Origin of the sequence: Streptomyces sp. A012304 (genome assembly GCF_026008495.1) — a bacterium.
Lineage (GTDB): Bacteria > Actinomycetota > Actinomycetes > Streptomycetales > Streptomycetaceae > Streptomyces.
Window position 1 is genome coordinate 14,754 of the sequence record NZ_BQUN01000031.1, and the last position, 24,708, is coordinate 39,461.

At 69.9% G+C, this 24,708-nt stretch carries 19 protein-coding genes; 13 read left to right on the forward strand and 6 right to left on the reverse strand.

All coding sequences use genetic code 11. The annotated features are described in order from the left end of the window. Together ALMP_RS06625 and ALMP_RS06630 are read right to left on the reverse strand one after the other, a co-directional pair. Entirely contained in the window at nucleotides 1-795 is a 795-nt protein-coding gene (locus tag ALMP_RS06625; RefSeq protein ID WP_264925282.1) for an MIP/aquaporin family protein, read from the reverse strand. A gap of 456 nt (nucleotides 796-1,251) precedes the next feature. Continuing rightward, nucleotides 1,252-2,016, reverse strand: coding sequence for an IclR family transcriptional regulator (locus tag ALMP_RS06630; RefSeq protein WP_264925283.1), 765 nt, complete (start codon nucleotides 2,014-2,016; stop codon nucleotides 1,252-1,254). A gap of 315 nt (nucleotides 2,017-2,331) precedes the next feature. Here ALMP_RS06630 and metH point away from each other — a divergent pair, with 315 nt between their 5' ends. The 4 genes from metH to ALMP_RS06650 all read left to right on the forward strand — a co-directional run bounded on the left by metH (nucleotide 2,332) and on the right by ALMP_RS06650 (nucleotide 10,456). Beyond that, the gene (gene metH / locus ALMP_RS06635; RefSeq protein ID WP_264925284.1) at nucleotides 2,332-5,859 is read left to right on the forward strand and encodes a methionine synthase; all 3,528 of its coding nucleotides are present in this window, start codon (nucleotides 2,332-2,334) and stop codon (nucleotides 5,857-5,859) included. Between the two features lie 137 nt (nucleotides 5,860-5,996). Continuing rightward, complete coding sequence (locus ALMP_RS06640) at nucleotides 5,997-6,695, forward strand: HAD family phosphatase (RefSeq protein ID WP_264925286.1); 699 nt, start codon at nucleotides 5,997-5,999, stop codon at nucleotides 6,693-6,695. A gap of 501 nt (nucleotides 6,696-7,196) precedes the next feature. Further along, entirely contained in the window at nucleotides 7,197-8,804 is a 1,608-nt protein-coding gene (locus ALMP_RS06645; protein ID WP_264925287.1) for an ABC transporter substrate-binding protein, read from the forward strand. A 68-nt stretch (nucleotides 8,805-8,872) separates the two neighbouring features. Beyond that, nucleotides 8,873-10,456 carry an ABC transporter substrate-binding protein gene (locus ALMP_RS06650; RefSeq protein WP_264925288.1) on the forward strand — a complete coding sequence of 528 codons (1,584 nt, stop codon included), beginning with the start codon at nucleotides 8,873-8,875 and terminating at the stop codon, nucleotides 10,454-10,456. Between the two features lie 95 nt (nucleotides 10,457-10,551). On the opposite strand, the gene ALMP_RS06655 is transcribed toward ALMP_RS06650, so the two are convergent. Then, entirely contained in the window at nucleotides 10,552-11,223 is a 672-nt protein-coding gene (locus ALMP_RS06655) for a response regulator transcription factor (RefSeq protein ID WP_020141342.1), read from the reverse strand. A gap of 131 nt (nucleotides 11,224-11,354) precedes the next feature. Continuing rightward, nucleotides 11,355-12,326 carry a RecB family exonuclease gene (locus ALMP_RS06660; RefSeq protein WP_264925289.1) on the reverse strand — a complete coding sequence of 324 codons (972 nt, stop codon included), beginning with the start codon at nucleotides 12,324-12,326 and terminating at the stop codon, nucleotides 11,355-11,357. A 174-nt stretch (nucleotides 12,327-12,500) separates the two neighbouring features. On the opposite strand from ALMP_RS06660, the gene ALMP_RS06665 reads away from it, so the two are divergent. From ALMP_RS06665 to ALMP_RS06675, 3 genes are all read left to right on the forward strand, one after another. Then, a complete protein-coding gene (locus tag ALMP_RS06665) occupies nucleotides 12,501-14,051 on the forward strand; it encodes a site-2 protease family protein (RefSeq protein WP_264925290.1) in 1,551 nt (516 codons plus the stop codon). Nucleotides 14,052-14,130: 79 nt separating this feature from the next. After that, complete coding sequence (locus ALMP_RS06670) at nucleotides 14,131-15,033, forward strand: tRNA (adenine-N1)-methyltransferase (protein WP_023551928.1); 903 nt, start codon at nucleotides 14,131-14,133, stop codon at nucleotides 15,031-15,033. A 219-nt stretch (nucleotides 15,034-15,252) separates the two neighbouring features. Continuing rightward, nucleotides 15,253-15,831 carry a hypothetical protein gene (locus ALMP_RS06675; RefSeq protein ID WP_264925291.1) on the forward strand — a complete coding sequence of 193 codons (579 nt, stop codon included), beginning with the start codon at nucleotides 15,253-15,255 and terminating at the stop codon, nucleotides 15,829-15,831. A gap of 57 nt (nucleotides 15,832-15,888) precedes the next feature. Here the strand turns inward: ALMP_RS06675 and ALMP_RS06680 are convergent, their stop codons facing one another. Continuing rightward, on the reverse strand, nucleotides 15,889-16,194 hold the full coding sequence (locus ALMP_RS06680) for a ferredoxin (RefSeq protein ID WP_264925292.1): 306 nt from the start codon (nucleotides 16,192-16,194) through the stop codon (nucleotides 15,889-15,891). A 243-nt stretch (nucleotides 16,195-16,437) separates the two neighbouring features. Between ALMP_RS06680 and arc the strand changes: the two genes are divergently transcribed. The 5 genes from arc (at nucleotide 16,438) to prcA (ending at nucleotide 22,233) form a co-directional block, all read left to right on the forward strand. After that, nucleotides 16,438-18,204 (forward strand): proteasome ATPase, encoded by a 1,767-nt coding sequence (gene arc, locus ALMP_RS06685; RefSeq protein ID WP_264925293.1) that lies wholly within the window; start codon nucleotides 16,438-16,440, stop codon nucleotides 18,202-18,204. A gap of 234 nt (nucleotides 18,205-18,438) precedes the next feature. Continuing rightward, nucleotides 18,439-19,950 (forward strand): depupylase/deamidase Dop, encoded by a 1,512-nt coding sequence (gene dop, locus ALMP_RS06690; RefSeq protein ID WP_375803446.1) that lies wholly within the window; start codon nucleotides 18,439-18,441, stop codon nucleotides 19,948-19,950. A gap of 189 nt (nucleotides 19,951-20,139) precedes the next feature. Further along, a complete protein-coding gene (locus ALMP_RS06695) occupies nucleotides 20,140-20,358 on the forward strand; it encodes a ubiquitin-like protein Pup (RefSeq protein WP_062154959.1) in 219 nt (72 codons plus the stop codon). 223 nt (nucleotides 20,359-20,581) lie between these two features. Then, nucleotides 20,582-21,427, forward strand: a complete 846-nt coding sequence (gene prcB, locus ALMP_RS06700; protein WP_264925294.1) for a proteasome subunit beta — start codon at nucleotides 20,582-20,584, stop codon at nucleotides 21,425-21,427. 59 nt (nucleotides 21,428-21,486) lie between these two features. Continuing rightward, complete coding sequence (prcA, locus tag ALMP_RS06705) at nucleotides 21,487-22,233, forward strand: proteasome subunit alpha (RefSeq protein WP_264925295.1); 747 nt, start codon at nucleotides 21,487-21,489, stop codon at nucleotides 22,231-22,233. 52 nt (nucleotides 22,234-22,285) lie between these two features. Here the strand turns inward: prcA and ALMP_RS06710 are convergent, their stop codons facing one another. Further along, nucleotides 22,286-23,302, reverse strand: coding sequence for a LacI family DNA-binding transcriptional regulator (locus ALMP_RS06710; RefSeq protein WP_264925296.1), 1,017 nt, complete (start codon nucleotides 23,300-23,302; stop codon nucleotides 22,286-22,288). A 140-nt stretch (nucleotides 23,303-23,442) separates the two neighbouring features. Between ALMP_RS06710 and ALMP_RS06715 the strand changes: the two genes are divergently transcribed. Beyond that, on the forward strand, nucleotides 23,443-24,702 hold the full coding sequence (locus ALMP_RS06715) for an MFS transporter (RefSeq protein ID WP_264925297.1): 1,260 nt from the start codon (nucleotides 23,443-23,445) through the stop codon (nucleotides 24,700-24,702). The last annotated feature ends 6 nt before the right edge of the window (nucleotides 24,703-24,708 follow it).

A 24,708-nucleotide genomic window follows, 5' to 3' on the forward strand; every position in this document is an offset into this window, starting at 1 on the left:
TTAAGCAAATGCGACGTTGTAGATGCCCGCAGCGATCGCGCCGCCGATCAGCGGACCGACGATCGGGATCCAGGCGTAGCCCCAGTCGGAGCCGCCCTTGTTGGGCAGGGGCAGGAGGGCGTGCACGATGCGCGGACCGAGGTCACGGGCCGGGTTGATGGCGTATCCGGTCGGGCCGCCCAGGGACAGACCGATCGAGACCACCACGAGCGCGGTGATCAGCGCGCCGAGGGTGCCGAGGCCGTCGCCGTCGGCGTTCAGGCCCTGCGTGAGGACGGCGAGCACCAGCACCACGGTGCCGATGATCTCCGTGGCGAGGTTCTGCACCGCGTTGCGGATCTCCGGGCCGGTGGAGAAGATGCCGAGGACCGGGCCCGCGCCCTTCTCCTGGGCCTCCACGGCCTTGGCCGTCGTGGCCTGCGCCCCCGGACCGCCGACGATCTCCTTGTCGGTGAGGTGCGCGTGGAACTGGCCGTAGTAGGTCACCCAGACCAGGGCCGCGCCGATCATGGCGCCGAGCAGCTGACCGGCCCAGTAGGTGGGGACGTCGCTCCAGTCGCCGTCCTTGATCGCGAGCGCGAGGGTCACGGCCGGGTTCAGGTGGGCGCCGGAGAGCGGCGCGGAGGTGTAGACGGCCGTCAGAACGGCGAAACCCCACCCGAAGGTGATGGCGAGCCAGCCGGCGTTGCGTGCCTTGGAGGCCTTCAGCGTGACGGCGGCGCAGACGCCACCGCCGAGCAGGATGAGTATGGCGGTACCGATGGTCTCGCCGATGAAGATGTCGGAGCTGGACACCCGCGACTCCTTTGTCCTTCGTCCAGGGAAACCGAACCCCGGGTCCCTCCGGGGGTCTGGCGCCCTCGGGGGTGAGAGCGATGCCGGTCTCTGGCGTTGTCACACTCTAGCGCCTATTGCCGGTAGGTGTTCGACAATGCCGACCGATGGACGGGAGTCTTGCTCCGGCGTCACGTGTGCGTCAAGAGTCCTGTTATCGAAAGCACGATCGTTATTGATCGCCGTGGACTATCGGCCTTCGGTGCGGAACTCGGCCGGAGTCGGCGCCGCGCAGGATCGGGCGCAGAACCGAACACGGCCGCGCAACAGCATCGAACACAGTCCAAAATTTGCGGATCTCGCCGCTCTCGCCCCGAATGTTCTTTTCAGGGTAGGCGAACACCGGAACGCCGTCCGGCGTCCCGGTGTTCTCTTACGGTCTTCTCGGTAGACGTCCTTCTCGGCTGACGCCGGCGCTCAGAACCGCGCGGCGCCCAGGTCCCGCGAGACCGCCCGGGCGCAGTCGCGCACCGCCGCGATCAGCTCGGGGCGCAGCTCGCCGTCGCGGCACAGGCGCTCCACCGCGCCGGTGATGCCGACAGCCCCCACCGGCATCCGCCGCCGGTCGTGGATCGGCGCGGCGATGGAGGCGACGCCCTCCCAGGTCTCCTCCACGTCGGCCGCGTACCCACGCGCGCGTGTGACGTCGAGGATGTGCTCGAAGTCCTCGAGCTCGCACACCGTGCGCTCGGTGAAGGGCTTGCGGTCGGCTTCCAGCGCCTCGCTGTGCGCGACCGGGTCGTAGGCCGACAGCACCTTGCCCAGGGCCGTGGAGTGCAGCGGCTGCATGGCACCGATCTCCAGTACCTGCCGGCTGTCGTCGGGCCGGAAGACGTGGTGCACGATCAGCACGCCCTGCTGGTGCAGCACGCCCAGGTGGACGCTCTCGCCGCTGGAGCGGGCCAGGTCGTCCGTCCAGACCAGGGCCCGCGCCCGCAACTCGTGCACGTCCAGATACGTGGTGCCCAGGCGCAGCAGCTCCGCGCCCAGCTGGTAGCGGCCGGAGGTGTCGTCCTGCTCGACGAAGCCCTCGTGCTGGAGGGTGCGCAGGATGCCGTGGGCGGTGCCCTTGGCCAGGCCCAGCGCCGAGGCGATGTCCGACAGGCCGAGCCGTCGCTCGCCGCCCGCGAGCAGCCGCAGCATCGCGGCCGCCCGTTCGAGCGACTGGATGTTCCGTGCCATCGCCGTCCTGCCTCCGTCCCCATCGACCGTCCACGGGCAGCCCGTGCCACCGTCGTTCACCCGTGTCACCGTCGTTCGGCAATGCCGAACACTACCGGTCGATGTCGACCTCCCGCTAATGGTCGGTCGATTCCTGTTGCGTCACGTGTCCCGCACAGTGACACAGACGCCGTCCTCGTCCCGTCCCGTGGACGCCCTGACCATAAGCCCACGGACCCGGCTACCCTGGCGGCGTGCGCTCTCCTCGGGAAGCCGCCCGGCCCCCACCCGAGGTGCCGCAAAGCCGACAGCCGTCGCATCAAAGGGAGCCCCTTCATGGCCTCAGTGCCGCCGACCCCTTCCGCCGACAGCCGGACCCGCGTGTCCGCGCTCCGCGAAGCCCTCGCCACCCGAGTGGTGGTCGCCGACGGAGCCATGGGCACCATGCTCCAGGCCCAGGAGCCCACCCTCGAGGACTTCGAGAACCTCGAAGGCTGCAACGAGATCCTCAACGTCACCCGGCCGGACATCGTCCGCTCCGTCCACGAGGCGTACTTCGACGCCGGCGTGGACTGCGTCGAGACCAACACCTTCGGCGCCAACTTCGCCGCGATGGCCGAGTACGACATCCCCGAACGGGTCCACGAGCTGTCCGAGGCCGGTGCCCGCATCGCCCGCGAGACGGCCGACGCCTTCGCCGCCCGCGACGGACGCACCCGCTGGGTCCTCGGCTCCATCGGCCCCGGCACCAAGCTGCCCACCCTCGGCCACGTCGCCTACACCACCCTGCGCGACGCCTACCAGCAGAACGCCGAGGGCCTCATCGCGGGCGGCGCCGACGCGCTGATCGTCGAGACCACCCAGGACCTGCTCCAGACCAAGGCCGCCGTGCTCGGCGCCCAGCGCGCCCGGCGCGTCTGCGGCCTGGACGTCCCGCTGATCGTCTCCGTGACCGTCGAGACCACCGGCACCATGCTGCTCGGCTCCGAGATCGGCGCCGCGCTGACGGCCCTGGAGCCGCTCGGCATCGACATGATCGGCATGAACTGCGCCACCGGCCCCGCCGAGATGAGCGAGCACCTGCGCTACCTGGCCCGCAACGCCCGCGTCCCGCTGGCCTGCATGCCCAACGCGGGGCTCCCGGTGCTCGGCAAGGACGGCGCCACCTACCCGCTGACCGCCCCGGAGCTGGCGGACGCCCAGGAGAACTTCGTCCGCGACTACGGCCTGTCCCTGGTCGGCGGCTGCTGCGGCACCACCCCCGAGCACCTGCGCCAGGTCGTCGAGCGGGTCCGTGACCTCACCCCCGTCGAGCGCGACCCGCGCCCCGAGCCCGGCGCCGCCTCCCTCTACCAGTCGGTCCCGTTCCGCCAGGACACCTCCTACCTCGCCATCGGCGAGCGCACCAACGCCAACGGCTCCAAGAAGTTCCGCGAGGCCATGCTGGAGGGCCGCTGGGACGACTGTGTGGAGATGGCCCGCGAGCAGATCCGCGAAGGCGCCCACATGCTGGACCTGTGTGTGGACTACGTCGGCCGCGACGGCGTCGCCGACATGGAGGAACTGGCCGGCCGCCTGGCCACCGCCTCCACCCTGCCGATCGTCCTGGACTCCACCGAGGTCGAGGTCATCCGCGCGGGCCTGGAGAAGCTCGGCGGCCGGGCGGTCATCAACTCCGTCAACTACGAGGACGGCGACGGCCCCGAGTCCCGCTTCGCCAAGGTCACCCGGCTGGCCCAGGAGCACGGCGCCGCGCTGATCGCCCTGACCATCGACGAGGAGGGCCAGGCCCGCACCCCGCAGAAGAAGGTCGAGATCGCCGAACGGCTCATCGACGACCTCACCGGGAACTGGGGCATCCGCGAGGAGGACATCCTCATCGACGCCCTGACCTTCACCATCTGCACCGGTCAGGAGGAGTCCCGGGGGGACGGCATCGCCACCATCGAGGCGATCCGCGAGCTCAAGCGCCGCCACCCCGCCGTCCAGACCACCCTGGGCCTGTCGAACATCTCCTTCGGCCTCAACCCGGCCGCCCGCATCCTGCTCAACTCCGTCTTCCTCGACGAATGCGTCAAGGCCGGCCTGGACTCGGCCATCGTCCACGCCTCCAAGATCCTGCCGATCGCCCGCTTCGACGAGGAGCAGGTCACCACCGCCCTCGACCTGATCTACGACCGCCGCAGCGAGGGCTACGACCCCCTCCAGAAGCTGATGCAGCTCTTCGAGGGCGCCACCGCCAAGTCCCTGAGGGCCGGCAAGGCCGAGGAACTCGCCGCCCTGCCGCTGGAGGAGCGCCTCAAGCGCCGCATCATCGACGGCGAGCGCAACGGCCTGGAGCGGGACCTCGACGAAGCCCTCCAGAGCCGCCCCGCCCTCGACATCGTCAACGAGACCCTCCTGGACGGCATGAAGGTCGTCGGTGAACTCTTCGGCTCCGGCCAGATGCAGCTGCCGTTCGTCCTGCAGTCCGCCGAGGTCATGAAGGCGGCCGTCGCCCACCTCGAACCGCACATGGAGAAGACCGCCGACGGCGAAGAAGGGGCGGGCAAGGGCACCATCGTGTTGGCCACCGTGCGCGGCGACGTCCACGACATCGGCAAGAACCTCGTCGACATCATCCTGTCCAACAACGGCTACAACGTCGTCAACCTCGGCATCAAGCAGCCGGTCTCCGCGATCCTCGAAGCCGCCGAGGAGCACCGCGCCGACGTCATCGGCATGTCCGGGCTCCTGGTCAAGTCCACGGTGATCATGAAGGAGAACCTGGAGGAGCTCAACCAGCGCGGCCTGGCCGCCAACTACCCGGTCATCCTCGGCGGCGCCGCCCTGACCCGCGCGTACGTCGAGCAGGACCTCCACGAGATCTACGAGGGCGAGGTCCGCTACGCCCGCGACGCCTTCGAGGGCCTGCGCCTGATGGACGCCCTCATCGGCGTCAAGCGGGGCGTCCCCGGCGCCAAGCTGCCCGAGCTGAGGCAGCGCCGGGTGCGCGCCACGGCCGCCGCCGAGGCGGAGGAGCGCCCGCAGGACGGCCACGCCCGCTCCGACGTCGCCACCGACAACCCCGTCCCCACCCCGCCCTTCTGGGGCACCCGTGTCATCAAGGGCATCCAGCTCAAGGAGTACGCCTCCTGGCTGGACGAGGGCGCCCTGTTCAAGGGCCAGTGGGGCCTGAAGCAGGCCCGCACCGGCGACGGACCGACCTACGAGGAACTCGTCGAGACCGAGGGTCGGCCCCGGCTGCGCGGCCTGCTGGACCGGCTCCAGACCGAGAACCTGCTGGAAGCCGCCGTCGTCTACGGCTACTTCCCGTGCGTGTCCAAGGACGACGACCTGATCCTGCTGGACGAGCACGGCAACGAGCGCACCCGCTTCACCTTCCCCCGCCAGCGCCGTGGCCGCCGGCTCTGCCTCGCGGACTTCTTCCGCCCCCAGGAGTCCGGCGAGACCGACGTCGTCGGCCTCCAGGTCGTCACCGTCGGCTCCCGCATCGGCGAGGAGACCGCCAAGCTCTTCGAGTCCAACTCCTACCGCGACTACCTCGAACTGCACGGCCTGTCCGTGCAGCTGGCGGAGGCCCTCGCCGAGTACTGGCACGCGCGCGTGCGCTCCGAGCTGGGCTTCGCCGGCGAGGACCCGGCCGACATCGAGGACATGTTCGCGCTGAAGTACCGCGGCGCCCGCTTCTCCCTCGGCTACGGCGCCTGCCCCGAACTGGAGGACCGCGCCAAGATCGCCGAGCTGTTGCGGCCCGAGCGGATCGGCGTCCACCTGTCGGAGGAGTTCCAGCTCCACCCCGAGCAGTCCACCGACGCGATCGTCATCCACCACCCGGAGGCCAAGTACTTCAACGCCCGGTGAGCCCACACGCACGGCACGGTGTGTCCCATCCAGCACACTGATCCGATAAGTCGTACACTGGTCGGTCCACCGCAGGCCGGTCGCCTCTTGTGAGTGAAGAGGCGACCGGCCTGCTCGTCCCTCACGGAGGTACGTGGATGACCAGCACGGTTTCCGCGCCAGGAACACGCACGGCCGAAGGCTCCGCCCTGCAGGCGGTACTCCTCGACATGGACGGCACCCTGGTGGACACCGAGGGCTTCTGGTGGGACGTCGAAGTCGACATCTTCGCCCGCCTCGGCCACACCCTCGACGACTCCTGGCGCCATGTCGTGGTCGGCGGCCCCATGAGCCGCAGCGCCGGGTTCCTGATCGAGGCGACCGGCGCCGACATCACCCTCGCCGAACTCACCGTCCTGCTCAACGAGGGCTTCGAGGACCGCATCGGCCGCGCCCTGCCGCTGATGCCCGGAGCCGCCCGGCTGCTCGCCGAACTCGCCGAGCACGAGATCCCCACGGCCCTGGTGTCCGCCTCGCACCGGCGCATCATCGACCGTGTCCTCACCTCGCTCGGCCCCCAGCACTTCGCCCTCACCGTGGCCGGCGACGAGGTGCCGCGCACCAAGCCGCACCCCGACCCCTATCTGGCCGCCGCGGCCGGCCTCGGGGTGGACCCGGCCCGGTGCGCCGTCATCGAGGACACCGCGACCGGGGTCGCCGCGGCCGAGGCGGCCGGCTGCCATGTCGTCGCGGTGCCGTCCGTGGCCCCCATCTCCCCGGCCGCCCGACGGACCGTCGTGCCCAGCCTGGAACAGGTCGACCTGACATTTCTGCGCGGCCTGATCCCCGTCTCATGACCGTTCGAAGATCACTGTCGATCGACCCGATGACGGAAATGCGATAGCCCTTCACCCAGCGTGCACCGCCGATAACAAGGAAAATTCGGCGCGTGTGCGCGGTGATTCGACGCGTGCGCGCACGGTGAATTCCGATCATCAACCGAGGCGCCGCGGACGGCCGAATTTCGCTCTTCCCGCACCCCTGCGCGCATGTGACCTTCCCCACGCGGTGGGGGGTCGACAGCGGGTCTCTTCCGTGCATTCCGCCCCCGTACGGGGGGTGTCGACGCGTCCTTGTGTCCCGATTCATGGAACGCTGCACTAATCATTCCACTGTCGGTTTTTCGGTGTGTCCGCACCCGGTTTCGCTGCGTGATGGGCTTTCAACTCCGGTGCCCGCGAACCCTGCTGCTGGTGCGGACTAATCTCATCGCGAGAACATCGCCCTAACCCCGTGTCCCGCCGCGACACCCCTGCATGCCGGGTACACGGACCGAACAGCTGTGGAGAAACTCGAGCATGAACCGCAAGACTTTGGTGCTGCCGACCGTGGTCGGTCTGCTCGCTCCCGTCCTCGCCGGCTGCGGCGGGGCCGACGGCGGCAGCGGCAGCGGCGACGCCATCGTCGTGGGCACCACGGACCGGTTCACCGCCACCAAGGACGCCCCGGCACCGCTCGACCCGGCGTACTCCTACGACGTCGGCACCTGGAACATTCTGCGCCAGACCGTGCAGACCCTGATGATCCAGCCCAAGGGCGAGGGCGACCCGGTCCCGGAGGCCGCCAAGAGCTGCGGCTTCACCGACAGCGGCAACGAGCGCTACGCCTGCACGCTGCGCGACGGACTGAAGTTCTCCAGCGGAGACCCCATCACCGCCGAGGACGTGAAGTTCTCCATCGACCGCGCCCGCGCCATCAAGGCCGACTCCGGCGTGTTCGCCCTGCTGTCCACCATCGACACCGTCGAGACGCAGGGCGACGACGAGGTCATCTTCCACCTCAAGACCGCCGACGCCACCTTCCCGTTCAAGCTGTCCACCCCGGTCGCCGGCATCGTCAACCCCGACGACTACGACAAGGGCAAGCTGCGCGACGGCTTCGCGGTCGACGGCTCCGGCCCGTACACCCTCAAGGCCGAGGCCGACGGCGACGAGATGACCAGGGCCGTCTTCACGAAGAACCCCAACTACAAGGGGACGCTCGACGTGAAGAACGACAAGGTCGAGATGGTCTCCTACAAGGACGCAGAGGACATGGGCACCGCCCTCGACAAGGGCGACATCGACCTGATGACCCGCACCATGACGCCGGAGCAGATCAAGAAGCTCTCCGACGCCTCCGCCGACGGCGCCGTCGACCTGACCGAGCTGGCCGGCCTGGAGATCCGCTACCTGGCCTTCAACACCGACGCGCCCACCGTCAAGACCAAGGCCGTCCGCCAGGCGATGGCCCAGATCATCGACCGCAGCCGCCTCGTCTCCGAGGTGTACGGCACCCAGGCCGAACCGCTCTACTCGCTGGTCCCGGCCTCCGTCACCGGCCACTCCAACGCCTTCTTCAACACCTACGGCGACCCGGACCCCGCCAAGGCCAAGGCCCTGCTGGAGGAAGCCGACGTCAGCACGCCCGTGAAGCTGACGCTGAACTACACGACCGACCACTACGGCGCGGCCACGAAGAAGGAGTTCGAGCAGCTCCAGAAGCAGCTCAACGACAGCGGCCTGTTCGACGTCTCCCTCCAGGGCACGCCCTGGGCGACGTTCGTCCCCGCCGAGCGCAAGGGCGAGTACGCGGTCTACGGCATGGGCTGGTTCCCCGACTTCCCCGACGCGGACAACTTCCTCGCGCCGTTCCTCGACAAGGACAACTTCCTCAAGTCCCCGTACAGCAACGGCGACATCATCAACAACCTCATCCCCGAGTCGCGCCGTGAGGCCGACCGGCTCTCCGCGGCCAAGAGCCTGACGGAGATTCAGGACATCGTCGCCAAGGACGTCCCGGTCCTGCCGCTGTGGCAGGGCAAGCAGTACGTCGCCTCCCGGGACAACGTCACCGGCTCGGCGTACGTCCTCAACTCCTCCGCGACCCTTCAGCTGTGGGAACTCTCCCGCGGCGTCAGCGGCTGACGCACCACCTTCGCCCGGGCCGGTGACCTCGGCCCCGGGTTACGAGAACGACGACAAGGCACCCTTACGTGAACATGCGCAACCAGTGGCCGGTCCTGCCCATCGTGGCGGGGCTGGCCTCCGGCCTGTTGACCGGATGCGGCTCGGAGCAGGGGGACTCCGGCGGCGGCGACGGCTCCTCCGTGGTCGTGGGAATGTCCGACAAGGTCCTGGCCACGGACCCCGCGTCCGGCTACGACCCCGGCTCCTGGCTGTTGTTCAACAACGTCTTCCAGTCTCTGCTGAGCTTCCCCAAGGGCGGCACGGAACCCGAGCCGGACGCCGCCGAGAGCTGCTCCTTCACCGACACGCAGACGAAGGTCTACGAGTGCACGCTGAAGGACGGACTGAAGTTCAGCAACGGTGACGCGCTCACCTCGGAGGACGTGAAGTTCTCCTTCGAGCGCATGCTGAAGATCAACGACGACGCCGGTCCGGCGATCATGTTCCCCATGCTCGACAAGGTCGAGACGCCGGACGACAAGACGGTCGTCTTCAAGCTGAAGGTCCCCGACGCCACCTTCCCCAGCAAGATCGCCTCGGGCGCCGGCTCCATCGTGGACCACCGCCAGTACGACGCCGGCGGGCTGCGCGAGGACGGCCAGGCCGTCGGCTCCGGCCCCTACAAGCTGGAGTCCTTCAGCGACGCCGAGGCCGTCTTCACCGTCAACGAGAACTACAAGGGCACCGCCGACGTGCAGAACACCGGCGTCACCCTGAGGTTCTTCGACGGCGACCAGGGCGCCCTGAAGAAGGCCCTGCTCGACGACGAGATCGACATCGCCTACCGGGGCCTGACCGCCGCCGACATCGCCGACGTCGAGCAGAGCACCGGCGACGCGGGCGTGGAGGTCGTCGAGGGCAGCAGTGCCGAGGTCCAGCACCTGGTCTTCAACATGGACGACCCGGTGGCCGGGAAGCTCGGCGTCCGCCGGGCCATCGCCCATCTGATCGACCGTGAGGCGCTCATCAAGGACGTCTACCAGGGCACCGCCGACCCGCTGTACTCGATCGTCCCGGCCGGCATCGCGGGCCACAACACGGCCTTCTTCGACCGCTACGGCTCCCGGCCCGACAAGGCCAAGGCCAAGGCGGCTCTCCAGGACGACGGCATCGACGGCAAGGTCAAGCTCACCCTGTGGTCCACCCCGTCCCGCTACGGCCCGGCCACCGACCAGGAGCTGAAGACCATCGCCGCCCAGCTCAACGACAGCGGCCTGTTCGACGCGGACGTGAAGTCCGTCGCCTTCGACCAGTACGAGAAGGACATCGCCGCCGGCAAGTACGGCGTGTACGTCAAGGGCTGGGTGCCCGACTACCCGGACGCCGACAACTTCACCGCCCCGTTCTTCGGCGAGGGCAACGTGCTCGGCAACAACTACGCCAACCCCACCATCACCGGCACGCTCATCCCGCGTACCGCCGCCGAGACCAACCGCTCCTCCACGGACTCGGACTTCGGCAAGCTCCAGGACGTCGTCGCCGAGGAACTGCCCGTCCTGCCCGTCTGGCAGGCCAAGCAGTACGCCGTCGTCCACGAGAACGTCTACGGCCTGGAGAACTGCCTGGACGCCTCGACCGTCTTCCGCTTCTGGGAACTCAGCAAGGGCTGAGATCCGGACGGACCACGCGAACGGACGGACAGACGCGAGCGGAGGGCGCCCCTTGCCGAAAGGGGCGCCCTCCGCTCGCTGTTCGCCGTCACGCGCTACTGCGCGCCGGGACGCACCAGCCCGCTCTCGTACGCGTACACCGCGGCCTGCACCCGGTCGCGCAGCCCCAGCTTGGTCAGGACATGCCCCACGTGCGTCTTGACGGTGGTCTCGCTGACGAACAGGTCGGCGGCGATCTCGGCGTTCGACAGCCCGCGCGCCACCAGCTTCAGCACCTCCACCTCACGGTCGGTGAGCGTGTGCAGGGTGTCCGGCACCGGCTCGTCACCCGAGGGCAGATGCGTGGCGTACTTGTCGAGCAGCCGGCGCGTGATGCTCGGCGCGAGCATCGCCTCCCCGGCGGCGACCACCCGGATCGCCTGTACCAGCTCGTTGGCGGGCGCGTCCTTCAGCAGGAAGCCGCTGGCGCCGGCCCGCAGGGCCTCCACCACGTACTCGTCGAGATCGAAGGTCGTCAGCACCAGCACCTTCGCCGGGCCGTCCCGACCGGGGCCGGTGATCTGCCGCGTCGCCTCCACCCCGTCCATACGGGGCATGCGGATGTCCATCAGCACCACGTCGGGCTGGAGCGCCCGCACCTGGTCGAGGGCCTGGAGGCCGTCTCCGGCCTCACCGACGACCGCGATGTCCTGCTCGGCCTCCAGGATCATCCGGAAGCCCGTGCGCAGCAGCGGCTGGTCGTCGACCAATAGGACGCGGATGGCCACGTAAGTCTCCTTCTCTAGCCCGGCCCCATTCTGCCCTGCCCCCACCCCCCGAACTCGGCCGCCCTCACCCGATCAGGACAGGACCGCGCCGGACAATGGCCGGAACCACGACTTTCCGCCGCGGGCCGTCATCACTCGCCCGCCGGAGCCGACGCCTCCGCTCCTGCCGCGCGCACCGGCAGCGGATACGGCGGGGGAGTGCCGCCGAACTCCGGGCAATGCGCCTGGTGGTCGCACCAGCCGCACAGCTTCGTCGGCCGCGGCCGCCAGTCACCCGTCTCCGTCGCCAGCCGGATCGCCTCCCACAGCGCCAACAGCTTGCGCTCGACCCGCTCCAGGTCCGCGAGGACGGGATCGTAGGTCAGCACGTCCCCGCTGCCCAGGTACACCAGTTGCAGCCGTCGCGGGATCACCCTCTTCAGACGCCAGACGACCAGCGCGTAGAACTTCATCTGGAACAGCGCCCCTTCGGCGTATTCCGGCCGGGGCGCCTTGCCGGTCTTGTAGTCGACGATCCGCACCTCGCCGGTGGACGCCACGTCGACCCGGTCGATGATCCCGCGCAGCGTCAGCCCCGACTCCAGCTCGGCCTGCACGAACAGCTCCCGCTCGGCGGGCTCCAGCCGGGTCGGGTCCTCCAGCGTGAACCACCGCTCGACCAGCTGCTCCGCCTCCGCCAGCCAGCCCGCCAGCCGCTCGCCCTCCGGATCGTCGGCGAACAGCTCCACGACCTCCGGCCGGGACTCCCGCAGCCGATCCCACTGCCCGGGGATCAGCGACTTGGCCCGCGGCGCGGTCCGCTCGGCCGCCGGAGCGTCGAACAGCCGCTCGAGGACCGCGTGCACCAGCGTCCCCTTCGTGGCCGCCGGGCTCGGCTTCTCCGGGAGCCGGTCGATGACCCGGAACCGGTACAGCAACGGACACTGCATGAAGTCGCTCGCCCGCGAGGGAGACAGCGAGGCGGGCGCGGTCGCGACGACGGCCTCCTCGGCGGGTGCCCGCCCGGACGCGGCGACCCCCGCATCCGGTACCGCCACCCGCGGCTGCGCCTCCACGACACCCCCGTCGTCCGCGCGGACGACACCTTCGCTGCTGCTCTCCATGCCCACAGACCTTACGGCCCGCCACTGACAGTGACCCCACCGCGACCCCGGCACCGCGCACCACCGGGAAAACACAGGGGTGCCGGGGCGTAACACCCCCCGACGGCCGCATACCATCGGTCCCAGACCCTCCCGTCCGGCAGGCGCGGGAGACGCTTCGAACAAGGGGACACCGTGGTGGAAAGCGGCGGGAGCGGGCGGCCGCGGCCGGACAGGGACGAGTCGGCCGAGCGCCCCACCACACCTGCGGCCCGGCCCGACACCCCCACCGCCGAGCAGCCCGCCGACACCCCGCCGGCCACACCCGCCCCGACGCCGACCGGCCAGGACGGCAAGACCGGCAGGGACGGCCAGGAAGGCGCGACCGCCACGGACGGGAAGGACGCTGCGACTGCCACGGACGGGAAGGACACCGAGGCCAGCACGGACACGTCAAGCAAGGAGCCCGCGCACCAGGACCCGGACGGCACCCCGCCGACCGCAGGCTCCGCGCCCGACACCGCCGGAACCGCCGGCACCCCGGCCACCGGAGCCGACACCCCCACCAAGACCCGGCCGCCCCACCGCCCCCCGGAGCCCCGAGGCGGCCTGCTCATGGGCCGCCCCTTCGGCGTACCCGTCTACGTCGCGCCCAGCTGGTTCCTCGTCGCCATCCTGATCACCTGGGTGTTCGGCGGCCAGCTCGACCGCGTGCTGCCCGAACTCGGCGCCGCCCGCTACCTGGTCTCCCTCTTCTTCGCGGTCGCCTTCTACGCCTCCGTCCTCGTCCACGAACTGGCCCACACGGTCGCCGCCCTCCGCTTCAAACTCCCCGTGCGCCGCATCCAGCTCCAGTTCTTCGGCGGTGTCTCCGAGATCGAGAAGGAGGCCGAGACCCCAGGCCGGGAGTTCTGGCTGGCCTTCGTCGGCCCCCTGCTCTCCCTCGTCCTGTCCGGCCTCTTCTACCTCGCCCTGCAACCCGTCGAGCCCGGCACGGTCCCCGGCGTCCTGCTGGCCGGCCTGATGATCTCCAACCTCATCGTGGCGGTCTTCAACCTCCTCCCCGGCCTCCCCCTCGACGGCGGCCGCATGCTCCGCGCCGTCGTCTGGAAGATCACCGGCAAGCCCATGAGCGGCACCGTCGCCGCCGCCTGGGTCGGCCGCGCCCTCGCCGTCTCCGTCCTCGTCGGACTGCCCCTGCTCACCCAGTCCGGGGCGCTCGGCGCCTCCGCCGAGGACAGCGTCGGCATGGACACCGTCATGGACGCCCTGCTCGCCGCCATCCTCGCCGCGATCATCTGGACCGGCGCCGGCAACAGCCTGCGCATGGCCCGCCTGCGCGAGCACCTCCCCGAACTGCGCGCCCGCAACCTCACCCGTCGCGCCGTCCCCGTCGAGTCCGACACCCCGCTCTCCGAGGCCCTGCGCCGCGCCAACGACGCCGGCGCCCGCGCCCTCGTCGTCGTCGACGCCCACGGCGAACCCCTCTCCCTGGTCCGCGAGGCCGCCATCGTCGGCGTCCCCGAGCACCGCCGCCCCTGGGTCGCCGTCAGCGGCCTCGCCCAGGACCTCACCGACGGCATGCGTCTCTCCGCCGAACTGGCCGGAGAGGACCTCCTCGACGCCCTGCGCGCGACCCCCGCCACCGAGTACCTGGTCGTCGAGGAGACCGGCGAGATCTACGGCGTCCTGTCCGCGGCCGACGTCGAGCGCGCCTTCGTCAAGGCGATGGCCCGGCCCTCCTGACATCCCGCCCCTCAGGCGGCCCGGCGGCCCCCCTGCCCTGGTGGTCGGCGGCCCCCGCAAACCCCGGTAGGCTGGTCACATGTCCGAACCGACCGGTGCCGCCCGCAGGCGCGGGCCCTTCAAGGTCGGGGACCAGGTTCAGCTGACCGACCCCAAGGGCCGCCACTACACGTTCACGCTCGAGGCCGGGAAGAACTTCCACACCCACAAGGGTTCCTTCCCGCACGACGAACTGATCGGCGCTCCCGAGGGCAGCGTTGTCCGCACCACCGGGAACGTCGCCTACCTCGCGCTGCGCCCCCTGCTCCCCGACTACGTCCTGTCCATGCCCCGCGGGGCAGCCGTCGTCTACCCCAAGGACGCGGGGCAGATCCTCGCCTTCGCCGACATCTTCCCCGGCGCGCGCGTCGTCGAGGCCGGCGTCGGCTCCGGCTCGCTCAGCAGCTTCCTGCTGCGCGCCATCGGCGACCAGGGCATGCTGCACAGCTACGAGCGCCGCGAGGACTTCGCTGAGATCGCCCAGCAGAACGTGGAGCGCTACTTCGGCGGCCCGCACCCCGCCTGGCAGCTCACCGTCGGCGACCTCCAGGACAACCTCTCCGACACGGACGTCGACCGCGTCATCCTCGACATGCTCGCCCCCTGGGAGTGCCTGGAGGCCGTCTCCAAGGCGCTCGTCCCCGGCGGCATCCTGTGCTGCTACGTCGCGACCACCACCCAGCTCGCCCGGACCGTGGAGTCCATCCGGGAGATCGGCTGCTTCAACGAGCCGACCGCCTGGGAGACGATGATCCGCAACTGGCACATCGAAGGCCTCGCCGTCCGCCCGGACCACCGCATGATCGGCCACACCGGCTTCCTCCTCACCGCCCGCCGCCTCGCCGACGGCGTCGAGCCGCCCATGCGCCGCCGCCGCCCCGCCAAGGGCGCCTACGGCGAGGACTACGCCGGCCCCAACGCCGACGGAGGCACCGCCCGCTGAGGCAACCGCTGCCCTGCGCCACAGACACCCCGTGCCGCAGTCAACGCACCGGCATCGTGGCCGAGTTCCCGGGGAGCGCCCGGAACTCGGCCACGACGCTGTCCCCTTGACACCCCTCCGGTGCGACCTCGCACCCCGCCGTTCCGTCGGCCTGTGACGTGTGGCACGATGCTGGCCACCTCACCCCCACCGGCACAGCCCTCACAGGAGAAACTCCTCGTGCAGCAATCCGCCGTCCCGGAACTGGCACACACCCACGCCCGGCCGATCCACTGGATCGCCACCGCCACCGCCGTGGCCGGCGTCGTGGCCCTCTCCTCGGTCCTCCAGCCCGGCCCCGCGACGGCCGCCCAGCCCACCACCCCCGGCGCCGAGCCCGGGCCCGTCACCGTCGCGGCCCCCGCCACCACCGGCGTCGACTTCCCGATCGAATGCGGCCCGGTCAAGGCCCTCGTGGTGAAGCAGGCCACCGGAGACCTGGACGGCGACCGCAGGCCCGAAACGGTCGCCGTCGTCCACTGCGACTCACCCATGGGCACCCCGCCCGACGGCGTCTACGTCCTCACCCAGGCCGCCGGAGCGAGCGGCGCGCGCGTGGTCGCCACCCTCGTCGACCCCAAGGACCGCCTCACCGTCACGAGCCTCTCCGTCGGCAACGGCGCCGTCCGCGCCGCATTGCTCGGCTACTCCTCGGCCGACGTGCCCAGTTGCTGCCCCGACGTGAAGGACAGCGCCAAGTGGCAGTGGAAGGACGGCGCGTTCATCCGCTCGGCACCCGCCGGAGCCCACAGCGTCTGACCGACGCCAACCCCACTGTGAGAAATCAGACAGCCGTGACGCGCTGAACCCGAACGCTCACTCAGCGTCAGGGCCGTAGACCTCCACGCTGTCCGAAACCCGCCGCACATGGATGCACTCGCCCGGACACTCCTTCGCCGAGTCCACCACGTCCGTCAGCAGCGGCAGCGGAACCGGCGTCGCGGCCCCCTTGTCCTGCAAGAGCTCGTCGTCCGGCCCCTTCACATAGGCCAAGCCGTCGATGTCCAGCTCGAACACCTCGGGCGCGTACTGGGCGCAGATGCCGTCACCGGTACAGAGATCCTGGTCGATCCAGACCTCCAGCGCCTCGCCACCGACACCGGCCTCCTGCTGCACGCTCATGTCTCCTGCCGTTTACTGCCGAGCCCTACGGGAACGATGCAGGCTCTGACGGGTGTTGAACACTTCGACCCTACCTCCGGCAGCTTTCCAATCATGTTCGGTGGGTATCCCCCTGGCGTGAGGGAGAGCGCAAGGGTGAAGATCGGACACACCCCGACAGTGTTTCTGATCTAGGGGTTTCAATCGACACCCGCCCAGGTAGGGTCTGGAAGCGTCCAGCTCCCCTTGGAGGAGGTGAGGACCGTGGCAGCCCACGACGACGACATGAACCGCGGCATCCGCCCGGGACGAGGGTCCGACGACCCGGCCGGGCAGATCGCCTACCTTGAGCAGGAGATCGCCGTCCTGCGACGCAAGCTCGCCGACTCTCCGCGACACACGAGGATTCTCGAAGAGCGGATCGTCGAGCTGCAGACCAACCTGGCCGGCGTGTCCGCCCAGAACGAGCGACTCGCCAACACGCTCCGCGAGGCCCGCGACCAGATCGTGGCCCTCAAGGAAGAGGTCGACCGGCTCGCCCAGCCACCGGCCGGCTTCGGTGTCTTCCTCGCGGCGAACGAGGACGGTACGGCCGACATCTTCACCGGTGGCCGCAAGCTCCGGGTGAACGTCAGCCCCAGCGTCGAGCTCGACGAGCTCAGGCGCGGCCAGGAAGTGATGCTGAACGAAGCGCTCAATGTGGTCGAGGCCATGGAGTTCGAGCGCGTCGGGGACATCGTCACCCTCAAGGAGATCCTCGAGGACGGCGAGCGCGCCCTGGTGCTCGGGCACACCGACGAGGAACGGGTGGTACGGCTCGCCGAGCCGCTGCTGGACGTCACCATCCGCCCCGGCGACGCCCTGCTGCTCGAACCCCGCTCCGGCTACGTCTACGAGATCGTCCCCAAGAGCGAGGTCGAGGAACTCGTCCTCGAAGAGGTCCCGGACATCGGCTACGAGCAGATCGGCGGCCTCGGCGGCCAGATCGAAGCCATCCGCGACGCGGTCGAGCTCCCCTACCTCTACCCCGACCTGTTCAAGGAGCACGAACTGCGGCCGCCGAAGGGCGTCCTGCTGTACGGGCCCCCCGGATGCGGAAAGACGCTGATCGCCAAGGCCGTCGCCAACTCGCTGGCCAAGAAGGTCGCCGAGGTCACCGGCCAGGCCGCCGGCAAGAGCTTCTTCCTCAACATCAAGGGCCCCGAGCTCCTGAACAAGTACGTCGGCGAGACCGAGCGGCAGATCCGCCTGGTCTTCCAGCGGGCCCGTGAGAAGGCCAGCGAGGGCACGCCCGTCATCGTCTTCTTCGACGAGATGGAATCCCTCTTCCGCACCCGTGGCTCCGGTGTCAGCTCGGACGTGGAGAACACCATCGTCCCCCAGCTGCTCGCCGAGATCGACGGCGTGGAAGGCCTCCAGAACGTGGTCGTGATCGGCGCCTCCAACCGCGAGGACATGATCGACCCCGCCATCCTGCGCCCCGGTCGGCTCGACGTGAAGATCAAGATCGAGCGTCCCGACGCCGAGGCGGCCAAGGACATCTTCGGCAAGTACCTCACCGAGCGCCTCCCGCTCCACGGGGACGACCTCGGTGAGCACGGCGGCGACAAGACCACCACCGTCCAGAGCATGATCCAGACGGCCGTGGAGCACATGTACGCCGAATCCGAGGAAAACCGCTTCCTGGAAGTCACCTACGCCAACGGCGACAAGGAAGTTCTCTACTTCAAGGACTTCAACTCCGGCGCCATGATCGAGAACATCGTGGGCCGCGCCAAGAAAATGGCGATCAAGGACTTCCTGGAAAAGAACCAGAAAGGCCTTCGCGTCTCCCACCTCCTCCAGGCCTGCGTGGACGAGTTCAAGGAGAACGAGGACCTGCCGAACACCACCAACCCGGACGACTGGGCCCGGATCTCCGGAAAGAAGGGCGAGCGGATCGTCTACATCCGCACCCTGATCACCGGAAAGCAGGGCTCCGACACCGGACGCTCCATCGACACGGTGGCGAACACCGGACAGTACCTGTAAAAAACAGGGCGGCTGCGGGTGCCCTTTACGGGGTACCCGCAGCCGACTGCTTTTCGGGCCACGGCTGGAGCAGGCAATGACGCAAATGATCTCCCCACCAGCGCAGAGGCGTTCTAGGCTCTTCCGTACCGCCAGGTCGCGCAGTGCGGGGACGGGCACCGCACACGCACCGGAGCACCTGCGGTATCTGAGCGGCGCCCACGACCGAGGGAGCCGCCGGGCAAGGAGGGCCGCATGACCGTACGGCGAGTAATGGGCATCGAGACGGAGTACGGGATCTCCGTCCCCGGCCACCCGAACGCCAATGCCATGCTCACCTCGTCCCAGATCGTCAACGCCTACGCGGCGGCGATGCACCGGGCCCGCCGGGCCCGCTGGGACTTCGAGGAGGAGAACCCGCTGCGGGACGCGCGAGGCTTCGACCTCGCCCGCGAGGCCGCCGACGCCAGCCAGCTCACCGACGAGGACATCGGGCTCGCCAACGTGATCCTCACCAACGGCGCCCGTCTCTACGTCGACCACGCGCATCCCGAGTACAGCGCCCCCGAGGTCACCAATCCCCGCGACGCCGTCCTCTGGGACAAGGCCGGCGAGCGGATCATGGCCGAGGCCGCCGAACGCGCCGCCGCGCTCCCCGGCGCACAGCCCATCCATCTCTACAAGAACAACACCGACAACAAGGGCGCCTCCTACGGCACGCACGAGAACTACCTGATGAAGCGGGAGACCGCCTTCTCCGACATCGTGCGCCACCTCACGCCCTTCTTCGTCTCCCGTCAGGTCTTCGCCGGCGCCGGTCGCGTCGGCATCGGCCAGGACGGCCACGAGCACGGCTTCCAGCTCAGCCAGCGCGCGGACTACTTCGAGGTCGAGGTCGGCCTGGAGACCACCCTCAAGCGCCCGATCATCAACACCCGCGACGAGCCGCACGCCGACGCCGAGAAGTACCGCCGACTGCACGTGATCATCGGGGACGCGAACCTCTCCGAGATCTCCACCTACCTCAAGCTCGGCACGACGGCCCTCGTCCTGTCGATGATCGAGGACGGCTTCATCGCCGTCGACCTCGCCGTCGACCAGCCCGTCCGCACCCTGCACCAGATCTCCCACGACCCGTCGCTCAAGCGTCTGGTCACCCTGCGCAGCGGCCGCACACTCACCGCGGTCCAGTTGCAGATGGAGTACTTCGAGCTGTCGCGCAAGTACGTCGAGGAGCGCTTCGGCGCGGACGCCGACGCGCAGACCAAGGACGTCCTGGCGCGCTGGGAGGACACTCTCACCCGCCTGGAGAACGACCCGATGAGCCTCGCCGGGGAACTGGACTGGGTCGCCAAGCGAGAGCTCATGGAGGGCTACCGGCGCCGTGACGACCTCGACTGGGACGCGGCACGCCTGCACCTGGTCGACCTCCAGTACGCCGACGTACGGCCCGAGAAGGGCCTGTACAACCGTCTCGCGGCCCGCGGCCGCATGAAGCGTCTGCTGGACGAGGCCGACGTGGAGCGGGCCAAGAGCAAGCCGCCGGAGGACACGCGCGCGTACTTCCGCGGCCGCTGCCTGGAGCAGTACGCCGACGACGTCGCCGCGGCCTCGTGGGACTCGGTCATCTTCGACCTGCCCGGCCGCGACAGCCTCCAGCGCGTTCCAACCCTGGAACCGCTTCGCGGAACGCGAAATCACGTCAAGGAGCTGCTGGACCGCTGCCGCACGGCGGAAGACCTGGTCAGGGTCTTGTCGGGCGGCTGAACGGGTACTCGGCCGGACCCGGGCGAGCGGGGTGGAAACCCCGCCGTCCGGGAATCATCGAGGTGGCCCCCGTACGTTCTGGTAACTACGGGGCCGATGTCGGACCCGGCTTGTAGGGTCTGATCATCACCGATCGGCAGGAAAGCCGACCTGTCGACCATGTCGGGCGAACTGAGCGGGGTGAGGGTAATGGCGACCAAGGACACCGGCGGCGGCCAGCAGAAGGCGACGCGCTCCACGGAGGAGGTCGAGGAGCAGGCGGCGGAGGCGCAGGCTTCGGAGGACCTCAAGGAGCGGCACGAGAAGCTCAGCGACGACGTCGACTCGGTTCTCGACGAGATCGACGACGTGCTTGAGGAGAACGCCGAGGACTTCGTGCGGAGCTTCGTGCAAAAGGGTGGGCAGTAAGCCATCTTTGCCTTCGAATCGAAGGTTCGAGGGGGCGGGGGTGTGAGCGACCGGTGAACCCGCGATCTGGCATGGGTTCACCGGTCCTCGTGCTGACGACCGGGTGCCAGGTGGTCCGCCACAAGGCTTCGGCCGCACATGTGGATCACCGCCGCGAGCCGGGTAAGGTCCCTGCCATACCGATGCTTCAACTGTGAAATTCGGCTCATCCGGAAGGAAACTCGTGGAAGCCAACTCTCGTGGCGTCGGGCGTCTACCAGCTGCCTTCCTGACGCCTGGGTCCTCGTCCTTCATGGACTTTCTCTCCGAGCACCAGCCGGAGCTGCTGCCCGGCAACCGGCAGTTGCCGCCGACGCAGGGCGTGATCGAGGCGCCGCACGGCACCACGATCGTGGCCGTGACGTTCCCGGGCGGTGTGGTGCTCGCCGGCGACCGTCGGGCCACCATGGGCAACGTGATCGCTCAGCGGGACATCGAGAAGGTGTTCCCGGCCGACGAGTACTCGGCCGTCGGCATCGCCGGCACCGCCGGCCTGGCCGTGGAGATGGTCAAGCTCTTCCAGCTGGAGCTGGAGCACTTCGAGAAGGTGGAGGGCGCGCAGCTCTCGCTCGAGGGCAAGGCGAACCGGCTGTCGACCATGATCCGCTCCAACCTCGGCATGGCCATGCAGGGCCTGGCCGTGGTGCCGCTCTTCGCGGGGTACGACGTGGACCGGGGCAAGGGTCGGATCTTCTCGTACGACGTCACCGGTGGCCGCTCCGAGGAGCAGAACTACGCGGCGACCGGCTCGGGCTCGATCTTCGCGCGGGGCGCGATGAAGAAGCTCTTCCGGGAGGACCTGACCGAGGAGCAGGCGACGACGCTCGTGGTGCAGGCCCTGTACGACGCGGCAGACGACGACTCGGCGACCGGTGGTCCCGATGTCGCGCGCCGGATCTACCCCATCGTCACCGTGATCACCGAGGACGGCTTCCGCCGGCTCACCGAGGACGAGTCCTCCGGGATCGCCCGTTCGATCCTTGAGCGCCGTCTGGAGCAGCCGGACGGCCCGCGGGCCGCGCTGCTGTAGCGGGCCGCTCCCGTTGGCTAGGTGATCGAGTGACTTCCACAGAAAGGGACGGATAACCGGTGTCGACGCCGTTCTATGTCTCACCCCAGCAGGCGATGGCCGATCGCGCGGAGTACGCGCGCAAGGGCATCGCCCGTGGACGCAGCCTGGTCGTGCTGCAGTACGCCGACGGCATCGTGTTCGTCGGCGAGAACCCGTCCCGCGCGCTGCACAAGTTCAGCGAGATCTACGACCGGATCGGTTTCGCGGCCGCCGGCAAGTACAACGAGTACGAGAACCTCCGTATCGGTGGTGTGCGCTACGCGGACCTGCGCGGTTACACCTACGACCGGGACGACGTGACCGCGCGTGGCCTGGCCAACGTGTACGCCCAGACGCTCGGCACGATCTTCTCCTCGGCGGGCGAGAAGCCGTACGAGGTGGAGCTGGTCGTGGCCGAGGTCGGGGAGACCCCGGACGGCGACCAGATCTACCGGTTGCCGCACGACGGGTCGATCGTCGACGAGCACGGCTCGGTCGCGGTCGGCGGTAACGCCGAGCAGATCAGCAGCTACCTGGACCAGCGTCACCAGGACGGCATGAGCCTGGCGGAGGCCCTGAAGCTGGCGGTGCAGGCCCTGTCGCGGGACACCAACGGCACCCAGCGGGAGATCCCCGCCGAGCGGCTGGAGGTCGCGGTGCTGGACCGTACGCGGCCGCAGCAGCGGAAGTTCAAGCGGATCGTCGGTCGCCAGCTCGCCCGGCTGCTGGAGGCCGGCGGCGCGGCCACGGAGGCGGAGAGCTCCGAGGAGTCGGACGAGAAGTAGCCCCACGCTCCTGCTGTGCCCCGGCCGTCGCGACGGCCGGGGCACAGGCGTCTCAGAGGGCCCCTGGCGGCGCCGTGGAGCCCCGGACTACGAGTTGGACGGGGATGTCCCCTTCGTCCGGTGTGCGGCCGTCCAGGACGGCCAGGAGGGCCCGCATGCCCCGTTCCCCGAACAGCTCGGCGTCCAGTCGGACGGTCGTCAGTTCGGGGTCCAGGGCGCCGGCCAGGGCGATGTCGTCGACGCCGGTGACGGAGACGTCGTCGGGGACGCGCAGTCCGCGTCGGCGCAGTGCCTTGTAGGCGCCGGCTGCCAGCTTGTCGTCGTCGCAGACCACGGCGGTGGGCAGGGGGCCGGGGGCCTCCAGGGCGGCCTCGGCGGCGGCCAGGGCGCCTTCGATCGTCATCGGGGTGCGGGCGGTGCGCACCGAGGTGCCGGGCACGGCGGCCACGCGCGCGGCCAGCTCACGCGCGCGTACCTCGAACGTCCAGGACGGTACGTCCGCCGCCAGGTGCAGGAAGCGCCGGTGGCCGAGACCCAGCAGGTGGTCGGCGATCTGCCGGGTGCCGTCGACGATGTCCAGGTTGACGGTGGCCGCGCCGAGGCTGCCGGAGGGGTCGCTGTCCAGCATGACCAGCGGCAGCCGCTCGCCGCGGATGGCGGTGACGGCGTCGGCGGCCATGGAGGAGGCCAGGACGCCGTCCAGGGCGGCCTGGGCGGAGGCGAAGGGGTCGCGGGCGGGACCGACGCCCTCGGGGGAGGGGTAGAGCACGACGCCGAAGCCGTGGTCGGCGGCGACCCGGGCCGCGCCCGTGTACACGCCGGCGAAGAATTCGGTGGTCAGCGCGGGGACGACGAGCAGGACGGTGCGGGTGCGGCCGAGGCGGAGGTTGCGGGCGGCGAGGTTGGGCCGGTAGTCCAGCTCCCGCGCGGCGTCCCGTACGCGCTGCGCCGTGGCCTCGGAGACCCGGCCGCGCCACTTGTCGCCGAGGACCAGGGAGACCGCGGCCTGCGACACTCCCGCGGCCTGGGCGACGTCACGGCTGGTCGGGCGCGTGCTACCTCGTGCCACCGTCGGCCTGCTCTTTCGTCTGTCATGTGGACTCTGGACGTGTGAACAGCGCACATGGTATGTATGACAAGACACGTTATACGTAAAACCCGTGTGCGGCGCCCCGCCTCGGGCCGGGGCGAGCAGACGGAGGCGGGACATTGGCCGCGGGATACCGGGAGATCCTCGCGACGAGGCATGCGGCGCGCCTGCTGGTGGGCACGCTCGTGGGCCGGCTGCCCAACGCCACGGCCGCCATCGCGATCGTGCTGTTCGTACGGGCCGAGGGTGGCACGTACAGCCTCGCGGGCGCGCTGGCGGCCGTCTACGGCGTCGCCAACGCCGTCGGGCAGCCCGTGCTCGGACGCCTCGTCGATCTGCGCGGCCAGCCGCGCGTCCAGCTCCCCGCGGTGCTCGTCTCGGCCCTCGCGATGGCCGTCTTCGCCCTCGTCGGCGTCGAACCGCTGCCGGTGGCGTACGCCGCCGTGGCGGCCGCCGGGCTGTTCACACCTCCCCTGGAGGGCGGCCTGCGGGCGCTGTGGCCCTCGGTGCTGCGCCGTGAGGACCAGGTCCACACGGCGTACGCGATGGACGCCGTGGCGCAGGAGGTGATGTTCACGGTCGGTCCGCTGCTGGTGACCCTGTGCGTGTCGCTGTGGTCGGCGCAGGCCGCGCTGCTCGTGCTGAACGCCGTCGGGGTGCTCGGGGCGCTGTCGGTGGTCGTCTCGCCGCCCTCGCGCGCGTGGCGCTCGGCTCCGCGTGAGGCGCACTGGCTCGGCGCCCTGCGCTCGCCCGGGCTGCTGGCGCTGCTCGCCGCCTTCCTGTTCGTGGGCATCGCGCTCGGCTCCATCACCGTCGCCTCCGTGCCGTACGCGGACGACCACGGCGGTGACGTGGTGTACGGCTGGCTGATGGCGGCACTGGGGCTCGGGGCGCTCCTCGGCGGGGTCGTGTACGGGGCGCGGCCGTGGCCGGGTGTGCCCGAGCGGCGACTGCGTGTCCTGGTGGCCTTGCTGGCGGTGTGTTACCTGCCGCTGACGCTGATGCCGGGCGCCGTGGCCATGGTGGGGCTCACCGTGCTCGCCGGTGTGTTCCTCGCGCCCGCCATCGCCTGCGCCTTCGTCATCGTCGACCGGCACGCGCCGCGTGGCACGGTCACCGAGGCGTTCTCCTGGCTGGTGACGACGTTCACCGTCGGTCACTCGCTCGGAACAGGCCTCGCGGGGCCCGTCGTCGAGGCCGGCGGGGCGTCGTGGGGGTTCGCCGTACCGGCTGCGGCGGGGGCCGTGTCGCTGCTGGTTCTGGTGGCCACGCAGCGGGTACTCGCAGCTCCCGCCGGGAGTGCGGTGGTTGCGGCTTCATCGGAAAATGATCCGAACCGTGCCGTCGAACCCCGTTTCAGTTCGAGGGATCGGGCGTAATGTTCA